We start from the raw sequence: 14,219 nt of genomic DNA, 5'->3' as shown, positions 1-14,219 counted from the left end.
GCTCCGTGGCGCTGACGCGAACCGTCATCGTTGCGGGCGCCGGGATCGGAGGACTGACCGCGTCGCTGGCCTTGGCAGCGCAAGGCTTCCGCGTCGTGGTGCTGGAAAAGGCCGAGCGGCTCGAGGAAGCCGGCGCCGGCATCCAGCTCTCTCCCAATGCCAGCCGGATCCTGGTCGAGCTCGGGCTGAAGGAGCGGCTTGCGCCGCGCGCCGTGACGCCCGACTCCGTCAACATCATCAGCGCGCGGGCCGGCGGCGAGATCGCGCGGATGCCGCTCGGCGAGGCGGCGGCGTTTCGGGCCGGTGCGCCCTATTGGGTGATCCATCGCGCCGACCTGCAGGCCGCGCTGCAGGCGGAGGTCAATGACCATCCCGACATCGATCTGCGCCTCGGCTGCCAGTTCGAGGACGTGACCAAGCACGCCAAGGGGCTCACCGTGGTCCAACGCCGCGGCAACGCACGCCAGCAGGAACTGGCGGTCGCGCTGATCGGCGCCGACGGCATCTGGTCGTCGGTGCGCAGCCACCTGTTTCCGGATGTGCAGCCGCAATTCTCCGGCCTGATTGCCTGGCGCGGCACGCTGGAGGCCAACGCGTTGCCACGCGAATACACCGCGCCGCGCGTGCAGCTATGGATGGGGCCGGACGCGCATCTGGTGGCCTATCCGATCTCGGCCGGACGCCAGATCAACGTGGTCGCCATCGTACCCGATACCTGGAACCGGCCGGGCTGGAGCGCGCCAGGCGATGCCAACGAGATCAAGGCTGCATTCGCCGCGCGGCGCTGGCCCTCGACGGCACGGATGCTGATCGGCGCGGTCGACGGCTGGCGCAAATGGGCGCTGTTCACCCTGGCAGATATCGGCGACTGGAACGCTGGCTCCGTCGCGCTGCTCGGCGATGCCGCGCATGCGATGCTGCCATTCGCCGCGCAAGGCGCCGGCATGGCGATCGAGGATGCGGCGGTGCTCGCAAAGGCCTTGAGCGGCAGCACCGGCGACAACATTGCCGGGATTCCCGCCGCGCTGAAACGCTACGCGCGGATGCGGCGCCCGCGCGTGTTGAAGGTGCAGCGCATGGCGCGGCAGCAGGGCCGCATCTACCATTTGACCGGACCGGCCGCGATCGCGCGCGACCTCGCCATCCGCGCGACGGGACCTCAGCGCATGCTGGCGCGGCAGGACTGGATCTACGACTGGCGGGCGTGAGGCTGTCTCCAGAGCATTTTCGGTTCTGATTGAATCAGAACCAAAGCTCGAGATTCTTGGTTTTGACGCGTTTTCCTCACGCGAACCGGCGTCCACTTCGCTCGAAAACGCTTTAATGGATCAGGGAACGCGGCTGCCGCGAGCCTTTCGGGGTGGGCGTAGGTGTGGGCGTCGGCGTTGGCGCGGCGCTCGGCGGCGGCGTTTCATGGCAGTTGTTGCGGCGCCAGGCCTCCTCGGCAAGCTTCTGCTGGGCGTGGATCGAAATCAGCTCATTACGGTAGACCATTTCGCCGACCACGGCGCCGCCGACGCCGGTCTGTGCCTTGGCCAACCAGGCTTCCTGCTGCTTGGCGCGGTCGATGAGGGCCTTGCGTTCGGCCTCGAGCTGCTTGCAATCATAGAGCTCGTATTTGGCGGGATCGGCGAATGCCGACGGCGCGGCGTCGCCGATCTGCGCGCAGCCGGACGCGCCTGCGGCCAATGCGAGCAGCGCAACAATTGCGGCCGCGCGAGACAGGCTCAAGCGACGTGAAAAACGAGCGGACATGCGGCTTTCTTAATCAGACAGTGTTGAGATTGCCTAAAGCAGCCGCCGGTGTCCGGATTGAGGCTTCAGCACGGCAGCGCGTTGCCCTTATCCACAACGTGCCGGCAAAGCAAATGGTATTGCGAGCTGGCGCGCTAAACCATTGAAACCGCGCCCGTTCGAGCGAGAAATTGAGAATTCCACTGAAGGCCCAAACGCGCTAGATATCGGCGCGCCTGGCGACATGCGGACGTGGCGGAACTGGTAGACGCAAGGGACTTAAAATCTCACGGCGCCACTGAGAGTCCTCAACATTCCTGCAAAACATCATCCAGCGCACCCGCCAAAATAGCTGCGGACCCGGCCCGTTTGCAAAACAATTCGGGCTTCGGAATTTCAGCTAGCGGGGTGGGTTGAGGGTCACCTTAGCCCCAGCCCTTCGCGGGCACGGCGGCGCCACCATCGGCGGCCTTCAGCGACAGTCTCCCCCATCCGAATCGGCCCCGACGCTTCCCGCGTCGTCGCGGGGCCGTGCCTGCCTTTCCAAACGACGCAAAGCACGGGAGGTGGGAATAGAAATATGACCGTGAAAAGCAAAGGGCCTTCCGATGCCACAACCATCGGAAGACCCCTCAAGACTGAGCAGCTCGGCAGCAGGCTCGGTTCAACAGATACCTTGAATGCGCGCAGCCCGCAAGCGCCTTCGCCGCCCGATGACCGCGGCGAAGATGACCTCGAGTACTTCCGCCGCCGGCCTCACCTCAACAGGCGAATCCGATTTGCGATCGAAGGCGAATTTCCGCCCGGCGCGATCGAGAGCGGGCGCGACGCGATCGTTCATGTGGCGCTGGCCCGCGATCCCAAGACCAATGAGCCCGGCATCCGGGCCCGCGCGATCGTGTACAGCGACGGAGGCCGCGCATGACCTTCGGTCCGTGGTCCCCCGGCATCGATCCGGCCGAGCGTTTGGCGCGGTTGCGCAGCATGCGCGCGCTCGCGCTCGTGCACTGCCGGCTTGAGACCGGCTTCCTCGAATCGTTGCAGCGAGCCGAGACAGACGCGACGGCATTGCCGGCCGCGTTTGAACAGCTAGAGCGCCTGCCCGCGCTCCGTCGCCGGCATCTCTTGGCAACCTATGCGCAGCTCCTCGGAGGTGCGTCATGATCGTCGACCTCGCAAAGAGCGTGCGCATCGAGGCCGAGGTCGCGCGTCGTGGTGGTCTCGAGCTCAAACGCATCGGTGGCGAGCTCATCGGACCATGTCCGCAATGCGGAGGTCGCGACCGGTTCGGCGTCAGCATCCGAAAACAAATATTCCTGTGTCGCGGTTGCGGCCGGTCCGGCGATGTCATTGCCATGGTGCAGCACATAGACCAATGCGACTTCCAGACGGCGGTCAAGATGCTCGGAGGCGACGAGACGCGGCCGATCATCAGGCCCGCGCCGAAGGCGACGGCGCCGCAGGATGATGACGCCACAAACATCAAACGCGCGCTGGCAATTTGGGAAGAGGGCTCGCCGATCGCTGGCACGCTGGCAGAAACCTATTTGCAGCGCCGCGGGCTCGCGTTTCAAGATCCAGCTGGCGACGTGCTGCGCTATTACGGCGGCTGCCCGTTCGGTGGTGCCAACTACCTTTGCATGCTCACGCTCTATCGCGACATCCACACCGACCAGCCGCGAGCGATCCAGCGCACCGCGCTCGGTCCCAATGGCATCAAGATCGGCAGGCTTTCGCTGGGCCCGACAAGGGGCGCCGCCGTCAAGATCGACGACGATACCGACATTGAGCAAGCCTTGGTCGTCGGGGAAGGTGTCGAAAGTTGCATCGCAGCGCGCCAGCTCGGCTTGCGGCCGGTGTGGTCATTGGGCTCGGCCGGCGCGATCAGAAGCCTCCGGTGCTGAGCGGCATCACCGCGCTCACGATCTTGGTCGACCACGATGAGGCCGATCGCAACGGCCGCCAAGCCGGCCAGGAGGCTGCGGCCGAATGCTCGAAACGCTGGGTTGAGGCCGGGCGTGAGGTCCGGCGCGTCATGCCACGGCGCCTTGGCGCCGACATGGCCGACCTGGTTGAGGTGCGCCATGACGGATGATCTGGACGGCTTCGACGTCTACACCGATGGGCCGCAGCCGGCGCCACGCATCGCCGACGAGCCGCACTTGGCGAACGGGCACGATGGCACGCCGCGCAAGGCCGACGGAAAGAAGACCGAAAAACCCAAGCGCGATATGCCACGCGCCTGGTGGCGCGATCCGGCAACGATCCCGGCGCGATCAAGCCTTTTCGACGGCCATTATTTCCGCCGCACCATCGGCGCCACCATCGGCGGCGGCGGCCGCGCCAAGACAACGTTCGGGATCTACGAAGCGGTTTGCATGGCGGCGGGGTTCGACATCGCCACAAAGACCCCCTCGCCCGGCGGCGCGCTGCGGGTGTGGGTCTGCAATGGGGAGGAAGACCAGGACGAGCTTGATCGCCGCGTGGCCGCGGTTTGCCAGCGCTACGGCATCAGCCAGGCCGACCTCGGCGATCGGCTGCTTGTGCAGTCCGTCCGCGACAACCCGCTGCGCCTCGCCGCGCTGGTCAACAACAGGCCGGTCGTCGACGAGACGGTCAAAAGCTACATGGTCGACGTGATCAACCGAAACGACATTGACGTCTTCACCGTCGACCCGCTGGTCTCGTTCCACGCCGTGATCGAGAACGACAACTCGCACATGGATGTTCTGATCAAGGAGGGCTTCGGCGCGATCGCCAGCCAGACCGATACGGCCGGCGAGGTATTCCACCACACCGGTAAGTTGCGGCCCGGCCAGACGGACGCGACCGTTGAGGATGGGCGCGGCGCCTCGGCCATCGTGTGGGCGGTGCGCTCGGCCCGGGTGTTCAATTTCATGACGCCGGAAGAGGCCGCGAAGCTTGGGCTGTCGGAAGATGAGCGCCGGCTGCACATCCGGATCACGAACGGAAAGGCCAATATGGGCCCGCTCGGCAAGGCCAAATGGATGAAACTCGTGGTTGAGAACTTGGCAAATGGTGACGCTGTAGCTGTCGCCAGTTCGTGGAGCCCTCCCGACCCCTTCAAAAACGTCACTACCGCGGACATGGAACTGGCGCGAACACTGGCGGCGACTGGAGAATATCGAGCCGACATGCGCTCGCCAAAATGGATCGGGTACGCGCTCGCCAAACACTTCGATCTGCCGATCGTTCATAAGGGCAACAACCAGCCGAAAGACTTGGAGCGGCTCAAAACCATCATCAAAACATGGCTTAGCAACAAGGTCCTGAAAATCGAAGAGCGAAAAGACGAGGAGGGTAAATCCCGCGAGTTCATGGTCGCAGGCTCATTCAAGCCCGAACAGCCGGCGCATTCCGATGATGACTGATCGAACTTTCACAACTGGCGGAAACTGGCGGACAACTGGCGGTGCCAATTCGCTTGAAGGGTCCGGTTTTTCCGCCAGTTCGCCAGTTCGCCAGTTCCTTATTAAAAGGAACGGCGTAACTGACTGGCGGAACGGACCCCCGACCGGAGATCACCTTCGCTGGAGAGCTCTCCTAAACAAAAACCGCCACGCCGAAAAAATTCGGTGCTGCGATGGCGGCTGACGCCGCGCCCGCCCGCCGAGCCGCCCTCAAATCTGAGGTCGGCGCCCGCCTGGTCGTCTTGCGACCGCGACGGATCCGCGACGTCGTCGCGCGGATGCCAGGGGTATCTATACTATCGATACCCTTCTCGCACAGGTGGCGGGTCACCCGCCACGTGCACGGCGCGAGCGGCGATGACCGCAACGGATTATTGCGCTGGCAAATTCCCGGAATGCAGATTGACTTCCGCCGCCAGAACTGTAGTTTATTCGTTAGCAAAAAGTACAAATCGAGGTTAAGCCAATGTCACGCAAGGCAAAACAGGTTAAGGCCGTTTCGTATTTGCGGACGTCATCCGCTGCAGGCGTCGGTGCCGACAAGGACAGCGACAAGCGCCAGAGGGCGTCGATCGCGGGATACGCCAAGCAGGCCGGCTTCGATGTTGTCGACGAGTACTATGATCCCGCCGTTTCCGGCGTCGACCCCATCGAGACCCGACCTGGCTTTGCTGCGTTGCTTGACCGCATCGAGAGCAACGGCGTCCGGACGGTCATTGTGGAGGACGCCAGCCGCTTCGCTCGCGATCTCATCACACAAGAGCTTGGCATCCTGGCGCTGATCAACCGCGGCGTCCGCGTGCTGACAGCCGGCGGCGATGATCTCACCGACAGCGGCGATCCGACCCGCGTCATGATGCGACAGATCGCCGGCGCCTTTCATCAGTACGAAAAGAGCCGCCTTGTGAACCGGCTCAAGGTCGCCCGCGACCGCAAACGGGAAGAGAACGGCAAGTGCGGCGGTCGCAAGACCTATGCCGAGCGCGACTCAGACCGCGATCGCGCCATGCTTGCGAAGGCCAGGGAGTTGAGCGAGCAGCGCCCGCGGCTGTCGCTGCGCCAGATCAGCGCAGCGCTACAGGAGGCCGGCTATATCACGCCGAAGGGTAATCCCTACGCGGCATCAGCTGTGGCCTCGATGGTGCGCAATCGTTAACGAAAGCCGAATGCGCGTTAACGTTCGGCCTCTGGACGCGGCAATAGCGAATCATGTACGATGGTTGCCGTTGCGATGTCGAATGGTGTCGCACATTGAGAGCAATCGCCGTTTAGGTGCCCCACGCCATCTCAGGCAGTACGCACCAGCCTGGCGCCCCGCTCTTTCCGCACCCCGCTTTTCCCAGGCGGGCTATGCGACGCAGGCGTCTTGGGAAATCCAAAACAGTACCCGTTTCCAGAACGGCGCCATTCCGGCGCCGCCCGGAGAACACCGAGATGTCGGCCCCTGCCGTCAAACGGACGAGATACGCCCACGGCATCCCGCTGCCTCGCGTAGCCAACGGCCGCACGCAAGACGCCAAGCGGTTTCGCACTTTGGTCACCCAGTTTGCGCGCGAGCTTGGCGATAACCTCAGCGCGGCGGATCAATCGATTGTCCTGCAGGCCGCCCACCTGACGCTCGCGAGCGAGCGATTGCGGGCGCGCAGTGTGAACGGCGAACCGGACGACGTTGACGCCTTGGTTCGTGTCAACAGCGAGGCCCGCCGCGTGATCGGCCTGTTGCAAGCCAAGGCGGTGAAGGTCAGACCTTCGACTGGTCCCTCAATCGATGATCTCTTTGCCGTCGACGAGGCCAGCGCCGAATGAAACCGAAGCGCGCCAATATCGTCGAGGCCATGGACGGCATTTTCAAGCCGTGGTTTCCGCCGATCGACGGGGTTGATACGTGGGCCAACTGGAAGGCGGTCCTAAAGGCGATGGATGCCTTGCCGATGTCTGCCGCCGAGATCGAGTTTTTCAAGTCGATCGCCGGTGATCGCGAACCACCGACGCGCCGCGTATCGGAGTTTGTCGCCGCGTGCGCCAGGCGAACTGGAAAAGACGCTGTCGCGAGCGTCATCGCTGCGCACTCTGCGGCGTTGTTCGACCAGCAGGACCGGCTTCGGCCGGGAGAGCGAGCGCAGGTGCTCTGTTTGGCATCTGACCGCGACCAGGCCAAAATCGTCCTGAACTACATCAGGAGCTATTTCACGGACATCCCTGCGATGGCGAAGATGGTCTTGCGGACGACAGCGACCGGCTTCGAATTGCGCAACAACGTCGTCGTCACGGTTGCAACCAGTTCATTTCGCGCCGTGCGCGGCAAGCCAGTATTACTTGCCGTCATGGACGAGGCCGCGTTCATGCGCTCGGAGTTCAGCGCCTCACCGGACACTGAGTTATATTCGGCGCTCAAGCCGGCGTTGCTCACGATCCCGGGCTCACGGATCGTCATCATCAGTTCGCCGTATCGAAAATCCGGGTTGCTCTGGGACCGCTATAAGAAATGCTTTGGCGAAAACGACGACAACACGTTGGTGATTCAGGCCAGCCTCAGGCAGCTTAACCCAACGATCACCCAAGCCCAGATCGACGCCGAGGTCGAGGCGGATCCGGCGGCGGCCGTCAGCGAGCTGTTCGGCCGATTCCGTGATGACATCGGCGCCCTGATGCCGCTCGAGATGATCGAGAGCAGCGTCGACCAGGGTGTGATGGTGAGGCCGCCGCAGAAGTGGTTCACCTATCATTGCGGGGTCGATCCAAGCGGCGGGGTTTCAGACTCATTTACCGCGGCGATCAGCCATGCCGAGGAAGATGGCAACATCGTCCTGGATGCTGTGCTCGAAATCCGACCACCGTTCGACCCCGCCTATGCCGTCGAGCAAGTCGCTGGCCTGCTCAAGTCGTACGGTCTCAGCGAGTGCACCGGTGACAGGTACAGCGCGCAATTTGTGGTCTCGGCCTTTGCCAAGCACGACGTGACGTACCGACATTCAGAACGCGATCGATCGAAAATCTATCAGGACGTGTTGGCGTGTTTCACCAGCGGCCGCGCTCGTTTGATCGACACCCCCAAGAACCGGCTGGTGGTCCAGTTCGCCGGACTTCAGCGCACGACGAGCTCGATGGGCCGTGACAAGATCGACCATCAAAAGGGTCAAAAAGACGATCTGGCAAATGCGGCCAGTCTCGCAATGGTGCTGGCCTCTGTCGGACAGCAGCAACCGGTCTTGCTCTTTAGCGGCATTCCGCAACGACGTTTCAATCCCGGCACTGGCGGTTACTACGGCGAGGGAGGGATCTTCTAATGTTCGAATCCTCCGTCGACAGGCTTTTGCGGCTTCTCGGCGTCCAGCGCGCCGGCGAACAACACGGCGCAAAGGCGCTCGGTTCGCTCGACGGCCTGTTCGACCAGATGTTGAGCGGCCAGGCCAAGCCGAAACCGAGATGGGCGCAAGAGCTCGATTTTTACCGGAAGCATGGGGGCGGCGATGATTCGTAAACTGATCGGCCGCCTGTTCGGATTTGCGAAGCGCGAGCGTGAGCTTCAGGAGCAGGTAAATGACCTGCGCGATCGCAACGAACGCCTGCTGAGGACGGAATTCATGGACACGGCTCTCCCCATCGGAGAGATGCGGCTCAGTGGCGAATGGAAGACATTGTTGCCCGCCGATGTGCGGCTCGGTGCGGTCACGCTGGTCTGGCGGGCGCACAGCGAAAGGATCCACTGACCATGCCCCTCGTCGGCACAGAAGCAACCGGTCAGTATTGGGAACCCGTTGCCAACGGGCCAGCTGCGCAGGTCGACCTGCTCGCGAACGATCCCGCTCTGATTGGCGCGACGCTACCGACCACCGGCACGATCCCGGCCACCACCGGCACCTACGTCTCGGCGGTCATCATCTCTGACGGCTTCCGGTCGATCAGCGTTGGCGCTAAGTCAAACCAGTCAGGCGGCACGATCAGCATCCAGCGCTTCATCGACCGCGCCGGGCTTGTCCTGGTTGGCGCGGCCGTGGTCAGCGGCGCTTTTGCCGCCGGCGTCGGGCAGTTCGCCACGATCACCGATGACGGCATTGCATTCCAGTCGTTCCAGATCACGATCTCGAATACTTCCGCCAGCGCCGCCACGATTACGAACTTCGGCGTCCTCTTGAGCGCAGCCTAAAAGGAAAGGGAATCACATGACCGAAAATCCGAACAACCACCCATCCCCGAGCCGACACGACGGCCTTGCGGAACCCACTCGAACCGGCGCGGCGCCAATCGAAAACGGCCGGCCCCAGGGCGGCCATGTGCCGCGCAGCGATTATGAAGGCCGAACACCGAGGCCGTCGGGCACGCCCTCCGAAAGCTTGCCATTGAAACACCGGAACGATCGATAACCGCTCTACGCGCAGCGGCCGGTTTCCCGCGCGACCAACCATCGAGAGGAAAGACCACATGACTACCATCATGTTTCACAGGCTACATGCCGCCGTCGCGGCCAACGCCGCGACCCGTGACATGGTCGAGCCGCACGCCGCAGCCCTCGACGCCTGCCATGCAGCGATGGCAGCGGCAGGTATCGGCACGCATCCGACCAACGGTCACGTGCATGTGCTGCGCCGGATGGCTGACAGCATGCGAGCCGAGGCCGCTATGGGCAAAGTGCCGTCGGCTTGGCGCGACCATGACTACCCGGTCTATGCGGCCGCCGATGACGGCAACGCAGCCGCCAAGCGGCCCGTCACCTTCATCCCACAAAATCTCAACGCTGCCGCGCTCGCCGACATCCTCGATCGTCTCAACATGCCGCTGCCGCCGGCCGTCAAAGCGTTGGCGGCCTCAGGCATGCCATACGGCGCGACCGGGCACAAAATCAGCCTGGCCGAGCTCGACAAGCGGCTCTCTGCAACGAGCCTGACGACCGCTGATCGCATCAAGGTCAAATTTGCGACGGAGCAGAATGGCCTGCTGGCTTCCACCGATCGCCGGATTTCGAATCAGGCGAGGTTGTAGCATGAGCGTCAATCTGAAGAAGTCGGGCAACGCCGGGAGCTCGCCGCCGGAGACCCCAGGCCGCGAAGATTTGAAATTCTGGCATCGCGAGCTCGCCGGCGCCCTGACTGCGGAGCGTGAGGGAATTGCCTTGATTACCGCCTTGCGCGAAACAATCGCGGCCGGTCAGCGCGCAAAAACTTCAGCTATTGCCGGGCTTCACGCAGCCGGCGGCCAAGCGCTGGCGAACGGCGGTGACCTGACGGCAAAGATCGCGAACGGCGCGCTGGCGGCGGAGGCGTTGCCGTCCGCCGAGGAAAAACTCGCGACCGCGCAGAGTGAAGTGACGCGCTTGCGCGCCGCGGTCACCGAGGCCGCCAAGCGCGAATTGACGGCTGAAGCCGACGCCGTGCTCGCCGAGTACGACAAGCACGTTGTTACCCTCTGTGAGATTTACGACGAGCTCATCGGCGTCAAGCAGGCATTGCTCGGCGAGCACGGGCATGCCGCTCTTGAAATTCCGCTGTTCCGGATGGTGCCGCATGCCGAGACCTCAACTCATCGGCACGGTCCGACCGACGGCACCGGCGAGACGCGACGAACGACGCTTGCGGCGCAGGCCGACTGGACGAAAGCGCTAGATCGATTGATCGAGAGTCCGAGTGCCGACTTGACCGATCTGATCGGTACCGCATGAAACACGCGGTGACCGACCGCCGGCGTTCGTGGATTCCGCTGGCATCGGTTTTCGCGTCTGGTCGATAGCAAGGTGAGTGAACGCACTTTGGCTATTCGACCTCGCGCCCGGCGCTTCCTCGATGGCGCCGGGCGCATCAATCAGATCAGCCGCGCGCGTTTACTCCTCGCCGCGCGTCTGCTGGCGGCGGCGGTTTTTTCCAGGGCGGTCAAGATCGCCGCTGCCTTCCTTTGAATATTGAGAGGTTGAGATGATCAGCAGTTTCGAAGTCGGCGCAACGTTCCGATTGATCGACCAGGCCTCGCCAGCCCTGCGCAAAATACTGGCGCAGGTCCGCGAACTTCGCCTCGAGGTCGACAAGACGCGCGAGAGTCTCGCCTTCATCGGCAAGCCGGCCGGGATGACTGCCGCGATGGCCGAGACCGGCGGCTTGGCGAAGGCTTGGGGCGACGTCGCCAAGCAGGCGGGCGCCGCGCGTCTCGCGATCGGCTCGGCATCGCGCGCGTCCGTTGGCTCCGGCGGTGCTGGGGTTGTGGGCGGCAGCCGCAATCTGGCTTTGGCAGGCCCCGGCGCAACCGGGGTCGCCGAAGCCCAAGCCTTGGCCAGCGCATGGGAGCGCACCGCGATCGCGTCGGCGACGACGAGCGGTAACGCCAGGCAGATAGCGGCGGCATCGCGCAGGGGCGGAGCCGGCATCGGTGGCGGCGGCGGCGGCGGAGGCGGCGGCGGAGGCGGCCGGCATCAGCCTGGATTCATGGCCACCCGCGGAGGCGCGGGCGTGCATCTCAGCGGTCCCTCGGCGGCGATCCCCGGCGGAGGCCACATCAACTTCCGCGGTGGCGCGGCGGCGGCGGCTGGCCTCGTCGGCTATGGCGCCTATGAAGCCGCGGAGATGGAGGACGCGGTCTTCCAGTTGATCTATCACTCCGGCGTCGAGAACAACGACGCCAACAAGGCGAAGTTTCGCAAGATCCTGCAGGACTCCATGATCAGTTCGGGCTATGGCCTGAAGGACGTCTCGGAGAGCGCGAAGCAGGAAATCCGGATGTTCCAGGGCACGCCCGGCGGTGGAATTGACGTGCTGCCCGAGATGCTGCGCGCGGCGACGACCGAGGCACGGCTCAAGGGCGACAGCCCGGAAGAATCGATGCGCGCGCTCATCGGCTTGGCGCATATGACCAAGCAGTACAGCCCGGAGGACATCAAGAAGCTCGCCCCCGCCTTCGCATTCCTGTCGACGGCCAATCCGGGCTCGCTGTCATCGATCGAGCGCGCCGCCGGTTATGCTGTGCCGCTGCTGCAGTCCGGTCTCGAGATCGATCCCATGACGTCGCTGCTGCTCGGCACCGCGCTGACGCGGGCCGGCGCGACCAATACGAAGTCCGGCACCTGGCTCCGCGAGATGGCGCTGCGCGCGATGCCGGGCACGTCGATGATGTCAAAGATGGCCTTCAAAAAGCACGAGGAGGCCTTGAAAGAGTTCGGACTGGTCGACGAGCAGCACAAGCCGACCTGGTTCACCGAAGGCAAGCCAGATATTTTGAAGATGCTCGACATCGCCGGCGCCAAGGCGCAGACGATCCCGCTCGATAAGCGCGCGGCCTATGAGCGACAGCTGTTCGGTGCGCAGGGCGGCGGCGGCTTCGCGCTGCTCGCCGATCCCAAGGTGCGCGAACAGGTGCAGGCGCTGTCGAAAGAGATGAACTCGCCGGAGTTCAAGAACCGCTACGGCTCATTCACCGAGAACTACACCGACCAGGTTACGGCGCAGGGCGCCCGCACGGCGATGCAGGAATTTAACGTCCTCGCGATGGATCTCGGCCAACACGCGCTGCCCACGCTCAACGCGATGCTGCGAGACTTCCGCGGCGTCTTGGAGGGGATCCGCGCCGCGCTGCCGGGCGCGGCTGGCTGGTCAAACGCAAAAATCGGCGCGCGCGCTGGTGAGGGCGCACTGATCGGCCTCGGCGCCGGCGCCGTTCTGGGGCCTGGCGCCGTTGCCGGTGGAGCGATCGGCGGGGTTGTCGGCGCCGCGTATGGCTATCTCGAGCAGCAGGCCGCGATCGGCAAGGAAAGGATGGAACGCGAGGACCGCGAGCGCGCCAATGCAAGATCCGATCAGCTTCGCCGCCTCAATCCATCGTCGCCGTTCCTTCCCGGCGGCACGCAGCGCGCCGCGCCAGTACCGCCGATCCACCTCAATCTCAACATCGATGGCCGAGCGCTGGCGCAGGCCGTCTCTGAGCAGCAAGCCTCATCGTCGACTTACCAAACAGACACGCCGGCGTCGAACGGCGCTGGAATCTACGGGCCGTAGCCATGTCAAACCTCGAAGCACTAATCTACAGCCTGATCGACCGCTACCTGAGCGGTGGCACGGGATCGATTGGCGGCCCGCGCTACCACGAGCGCCACGGCCTCGTTACCAGCTACGATCCCGACAAGCATCTGGCCAAGGTCATGCTCTGGCCGGAGGGGCAAGAGACCGGCTGGCTGCCAATCGAAACCGCTCACACGGGCAACGATTACGGCATCGCCATCGGCCTGCAGCCAGGCGACGGCAAGTCGACCGGCGACCAGGTCATCGTTCGCCATCAAGAGGGCGACCTCGAGAGCGGCAAGATCGTTCAGCGTGTTCACTCCGATGACGAGCAGCCGCCGAAGGTGCAGTCCGGCGAAATCGTCATATGGACGAAGTTCAAGCAGACCGAAGGAAAATCACCCCTCGGTGACGACACGTCGGACGGGGGAAGTGGCGGCGACAACGACGAAGAACCGAGCGGGCAAGGTGGTTACGGCGCCCAAATCTACTTCAAGAATGACGGCTCGCTGACGCACACCGATGGCAATGGCGCCATCACCGTCCATGACGGCAAGGGCAACACCACAGTAACGACGAAATGAGCAGCACCGCGACGATCACGGATAAAGACGTCCAGCACCTCATGCAATTGGTGGCCGGTTACGCACGCTGGTTTGTCGGTATGCCCGACGCGGAGATGATGAACGTGCTGCACCAGGCGCGCGAAGCCCTGCGCGAGGAGCTCACGCCGAAATTTGGTCCGGCCACGGCTAACACGATCTGCGAGGCTTTTATCCCGGCGGTGATCAGCGCCCGGCGCGAGCTCGAGGCCAACGGCGGGACGTCGAGCTTGAATTGAGATCGTCGCGGTGCTTCGGCACCTCGGCACGGTGCTCGCCGCGCCGGACGTACGCGCGGCGAGCATGTCCGGTGCCTGGCTCACAGGTTGCGGCGGAGTTCGAGCGCCGCGTCATTTGCTGGCCGAGGACATCCCAGGGCCTTGGCCGATCGCGGCAGGAACGGTCGGCGGCGAGAATGGCGGCATGGCTCGCGCGCCGGTGTGCTATAACGGGATCGGTTATTAGAAATTGAGGGA

The 14,219-nt window shown here is 63.9% G+C and carries 20 protein-coding genes; 19 read left to right on the top strand and 1 reads right to left on the bottom strand.

Annotation, left to right across the window (positions count from 1 at the left end; all coding sequences use genetic code 11):
- Positions 1 to 5: 5 nt before the first annotated feature.
- Positions 6 to 1,208: an FAD-dependent monooxygenase gene (locus ACP2YO_RS18070; protein ID WP_426442053.1), complete on the top strand. Its 1,203-nt coding sequence runs from the start codon at positions 6 to 8 to the stop codon at positions 1,206 to 1,208.
- Between the two features lie 112 nt (positions 1,209 to 1,320).
- On the opposite strand, the gene ACP2YO_RS18065 is transcribed toward ACP2YO_RS18070, so the two are convergent.
- A complete protein-coding gene (locus ACP2YO_RS18065) occupies positions 1,321 to 1,755 on the bottom strand; it encodes a twin-arginine translocation pathway signal (protein ID WP_426442052.1) in 435 nt (144 codons plus the stop codon).
- Between the two features lie 559 nt (positions 1,756 to 2,314).
- Between ACP2YO_RS18065 and ACP2YO_RS18060 the strand changes: the two genes are divergently transcribed.
- The 18 genes from ACP2YO_RS18060 (at position 2,315) to ACP2YO_RS17975 (ending at position 14,208) form a co-directional block, all read left to right on the top strand.
- Entirely contained in the window at positions 2,315 to 2,659 is a 345-nt protein-coding gene (locus tag ACP2YO_RS18060) for a hypothetical protein (protein ID WP_426442051.1), read from the top strand.
- A complete protein-coding gene (locus tag ACP2YO_RS18055; protein WP_426442050.1) occupies positions 2,656 to 2,898 on the top strand; it encodes a hypothetical protein in 243 nt (80 codons plus the stop codon). The genes ACP2YO_RS18060 and ACP2YO_RS18055 overlap by 4 nt, the downstream gene beginning before the upstream one ends.
- Positions 2,895 to 3,638 carry a DUF7146 domain-containing protein gene (locus ACP2YO_RS18050; RefSeq protein ID WP_426442049.1) on the top strand — a complete coding sequence of 248 codons (744 nt, stop codon included), beginning with the start codon at positions 2,895 to 2,897 and terminating at the stop codon, positions 3,636 to 3,638. Before ACP2YO_RS18055 ends, ACP2YO_RS18050 begins: the two co-directional genes overlap by 4 nt.
- Complete coding sequence (locus tag ACP2YO_RS18045; protein WP_426442048.1) at positions 3,632 to 3,829, top strand: hypothetical protein; 198 nt, start codon at positions 3,632 to 3,634, stop codon at positions 3,827 to 3,829. The genes ACP2YO_RS18050 and ACP2YO_RS18045 overlap by 7 nt, the downstream gene beginning before the upstream one ends.
- A complete protein-coding gene (locus ACP2YO_RS18040; RefSeq protein ID WP_426442047.1) occupies positions 3,819 to 5,126 on the top strand; it encodes an AAA family ATPase in 1,308 nt (435 codons plus the stop codon). The genes ACP2YO_RS18045 and ACP2YO_RS18040 overlap by 11 nt, the downstream gene beginning before the upstream one ends.
- A gap of 505 nt (positions 5,127 to 5,631) precedes the next feature.
- Entirely contained in the window at positions 5,632 to 6,321 is a 690-nt protein-coding gene (locus tag ACP2YO_RS18035) for a recombinase family protein (protein WP_426442046.1), read from the top strand.
- 278 nt (positions 6,322 to 6,599) lie between these two features.
- Positions 6,600 to 6,971 (top strand): hypothetical protein, encoded by a 372-nt coding sequence (locus tag ACP2YO_RS18030; protein ID WP_426442045.1) that lies wholly within the window; start codon positions 6,600 to 6,602, stop codon positions 6,969 to 6,971.
- 29 nt (positions 6,972 to 7,000) lie between these two features.
- Positions 7,001 to 8,452: a terminase large subunit domain-containing protein gene (locus ACP2YO_RS18025; protein WP_426442044.1), complete on the top strand. Its 1,452-nt coding sequence runs from the start codon at positions 7,001 to 7,003 to the stop codon at positions 8,450 to 8,452.
- Positions 8,452 to 8,646, top strand: a complete 195-nt coding sequence (locus ACP2YO_RS18020) for a hypothetical protein (protein ID WP_426442043.1) — start codon at positions 8,452 to 8,454, stop codon at positions 8,644 to 8,646. The genes ACP2YO_RS18025 and ACP2YO_RS18020 overlap by 1 nt, the downstream gene beginning before the upstream one ends.
- Entirely contained in the window at positions 8,624 to 8,875 is a 252-nt protein-coding gene (locus tag ACP2YO_RS18015) for a hypothetical protein (protein ID WP_426442042.1), read from the top strand. The genes ACP2YO_RS18020 and ACP2YO_RS18015 overlap by 23 nt, the downstream gene beginning before the upstream one ends.
- Before the next feature lie 2 nt (positions 8,876 to 8,877).
- Complete coding sequence (locus ACP2YO_RS18010) at positions 8,878 to 9,312, top strand: hypothetical protein (RefSeq protein ID WP_426442041.1); 435 nt, start codon at positions 8,878 to 8,880, stop codon at positions 9,310 to 9,312.
- Between the two features lie 275 nt (positions 9,313 to 9,587).
- On the top strand, positions 9,588 to 10,145 hold the full coding sequence (locus tag ACP2YO_RS18005; protein WP_426442040.1) for a hypothetical protein: 558 nt from the start codon (positions 9,588 to 9,590) through the stop codon (positions 10,143 to 10,145).
- A gap of 1 nt (position 10,146) precedes the next feature.
- The gene (locus ACP2YO_RS18000) at positions 10,147 to 10,821 is read left to right on the top strand and encodes a hypothetical protein (RefSeq protein WP_426442039.1); all 675 of its coding nucleotides are present in this window, start codon (positions 10,147 to 10,149) and stop codon (positions 10,819 to 10,821) included.
- Positions 10,822 to 10,893: 72 nt separating this feature from the next.
- Complete coding sequence (locus ACP2YO_RS17995; protein WP_426442038.1) at positions 10,894 to 11,055, top strand: hypothetical protein; 162 nt, start codon at positions 10,894 to 10,896, stop codon at positions 11,053 to 11,055.
- Between the two features lie 16 nt (positions 11,056 to 11,071).
- A complete protein-coding gene (locus ACP2YO_RS17990) occupies positions 11,072 to 13,138 on the top strand; it encodes a hypothetical protein (protein ID WP_426442037.1) in 2,067 nt (688 codons plus the stop codon).
- Between the two features lie 2 nt (positions 13,139 to 13,140).
- On the top strand, positions 13,141 to 13,725 hold the full coding sequence (locus ACP2YO_RS17985) for a hypothetical protein (protein WP_426442036.1): 585 nt from the start codon (positions 13,141 to 13,143) through the stop codon (positions 13,723 to 13,725).
- Entirely contained in the window at positions 13,722 to 13,982 is a 261-nt protein-coding gene (locus tag ACP2YO_RS17980; protein WP_426442035.1) for a hypothetical protein, read from the top strand. Before ACP2YO_RS17985 ends, ACP2YO_RS17980 begins: the two co-directional genes overlap by 4 nt.
- Before the next feature lie 10 nt (positions 13,983 to 13,992).
- The gene (locus ACP2YO_RS17975; RefSeq protein ID WP_426442034.1) at positions 13,993 to 14,208 is read left to right on the top strand and encodes a hypothetical protein; all 216 of its coding nucleotides are present in this window, start codon (positions 13,993 to 13,995) and stop codon (positions 14,206 to 14,208) included.
- Positions 14,209 to 14,219 lie beyond the last annotated feature (11 nt).

This window comes from Bradyrhizobium genosp. P, from assembly GCF_049949265.1.
Classification (GTDB): domain Bacteria; phylum Pseudomonadota; class Alphaproteobacteria; order Rhizobiales; family Xanthobacteraceae; genus Bradyrhizobium.
The sequence above is the reverse complement of the archived record's forward strand: the minus strand, read 5'-3'. Positions and strand labels throughout refer to the sequence as shown.

Bases quoted from the DNA above. Each gene is read 5' to 3' on its own strand.
- ACP2YO_RS18065 (WP_426442052.1), bottom strand. From the start codon at position 1,755: ATGTCCGCTCGTTTTTCACGTCGCTTGAGCCTGTCTCGCGCGGCCGCA.
- ACP2YO_RS18060 (WP_426442051.1), top strand. From the start codon at position 2,315: ATGACCGTGAAAAGCAAAGGGCCTTCCGATGCCACAACCATCGGAAGA.
- ACP2YO_RS18055 (WP_426442050.1), top strand. From the start codon at position 2,656: ATGACCTTCGGTCCGTGGTCCCCCGGCATCGATCCGGCCGAGCGTTTG.
- ACP2YO_RS18050 (WP_426442049.1), top strand. From the start codon at position 2,895: ATGATCGTCGACCTCGCAAAGAGCGTGCGCATCGAGGCCGAGGTCGCG.
- ACP2YO_RS18040 (WP_426442047.1), top strand. From the start codon at position 3,819: ATGACGGATGATCTGGACGGCTTCGACGTCTACACCGATGGGCCGCAG.
- ACP2YO_RS18035 (WP_426442046.1), top strand. From the start codon at position 5,632: ATGTCACGCAAGGCAAAACAGGTTAAGGCCGTTTCGTATTTGCGGACG.
- ACP2YO_RS18030 (WP_426442045.1), top strand. From the start codon at position 6,600: ATGTCGGCCCCTGCCGTCAAACGGACGAGATACGCCCACGGCATCCCG.
- ACP2YO_RS18025 (WP_426442044.1), top strand. From the start codon at position 7,001: ATGGACGGCATTTTCAAGCCGTGGTTTCCGCCGATCGACGGGGTTGAT.
- ACP2YO_RS18020 (WP_426442043.1), top strand. From the start codon at position 8,452: ATGTTCGAATCCTCCGTCGACAGGCTTTTGCGGCTTCTCGGCGTCCAG.
- ACP2YO_RS18015 (WP_426442042.1), top strand. From the start codon at position 8,624: ATGGGGGCGGCGATGATTCGTAAACTGATCGGCCGCCTGTTCGGATTT.
- ACP2YO_RS18010 (WP_426442041.1), top strand. From the start codon at position 8,878: ATGCCCCTCGTCGGCACAGAAGCAACCGGTCAGTATTGGGAACCCGTT.
- ACP2YO_RS18005 (WP_426442040.1), top strand. From the start codon at position 9,588: ATGACTACCATCATGTTTCACAGGCTACATGCCGCCGTCGCGGCCAAC.
- ACP2YO_RS18000 (WP_426442039.1), top strand. From the start codon at position 10,147: ATGAGCGTCAATCTGAAGAAGTCGGGCAACGCCGGGAGCTCGCCGCCG.
- ACP2YO_RS17990 (WP_426442037.1), top strand. From the start codon at position 11,072: ATGATCAGCAGTTTCGAAGTCGGCGCAACGTTCCGATTGATCGACCAG.
- ACP2YO_RS17985 (WP_426442036.1), top strand. From the start codon at position 13,141: ATGTCAAACCTCGAAGCACTAATCTACAGCCTGATCGACCGCTACCTG.
- ACP2YO_RS17980 (WP_426442035.1), top strand. From the start codon at position 13,722: ATGAGCAGCACCGCGACGATCACGGATAAAGACGTCCAGCACCTCATG.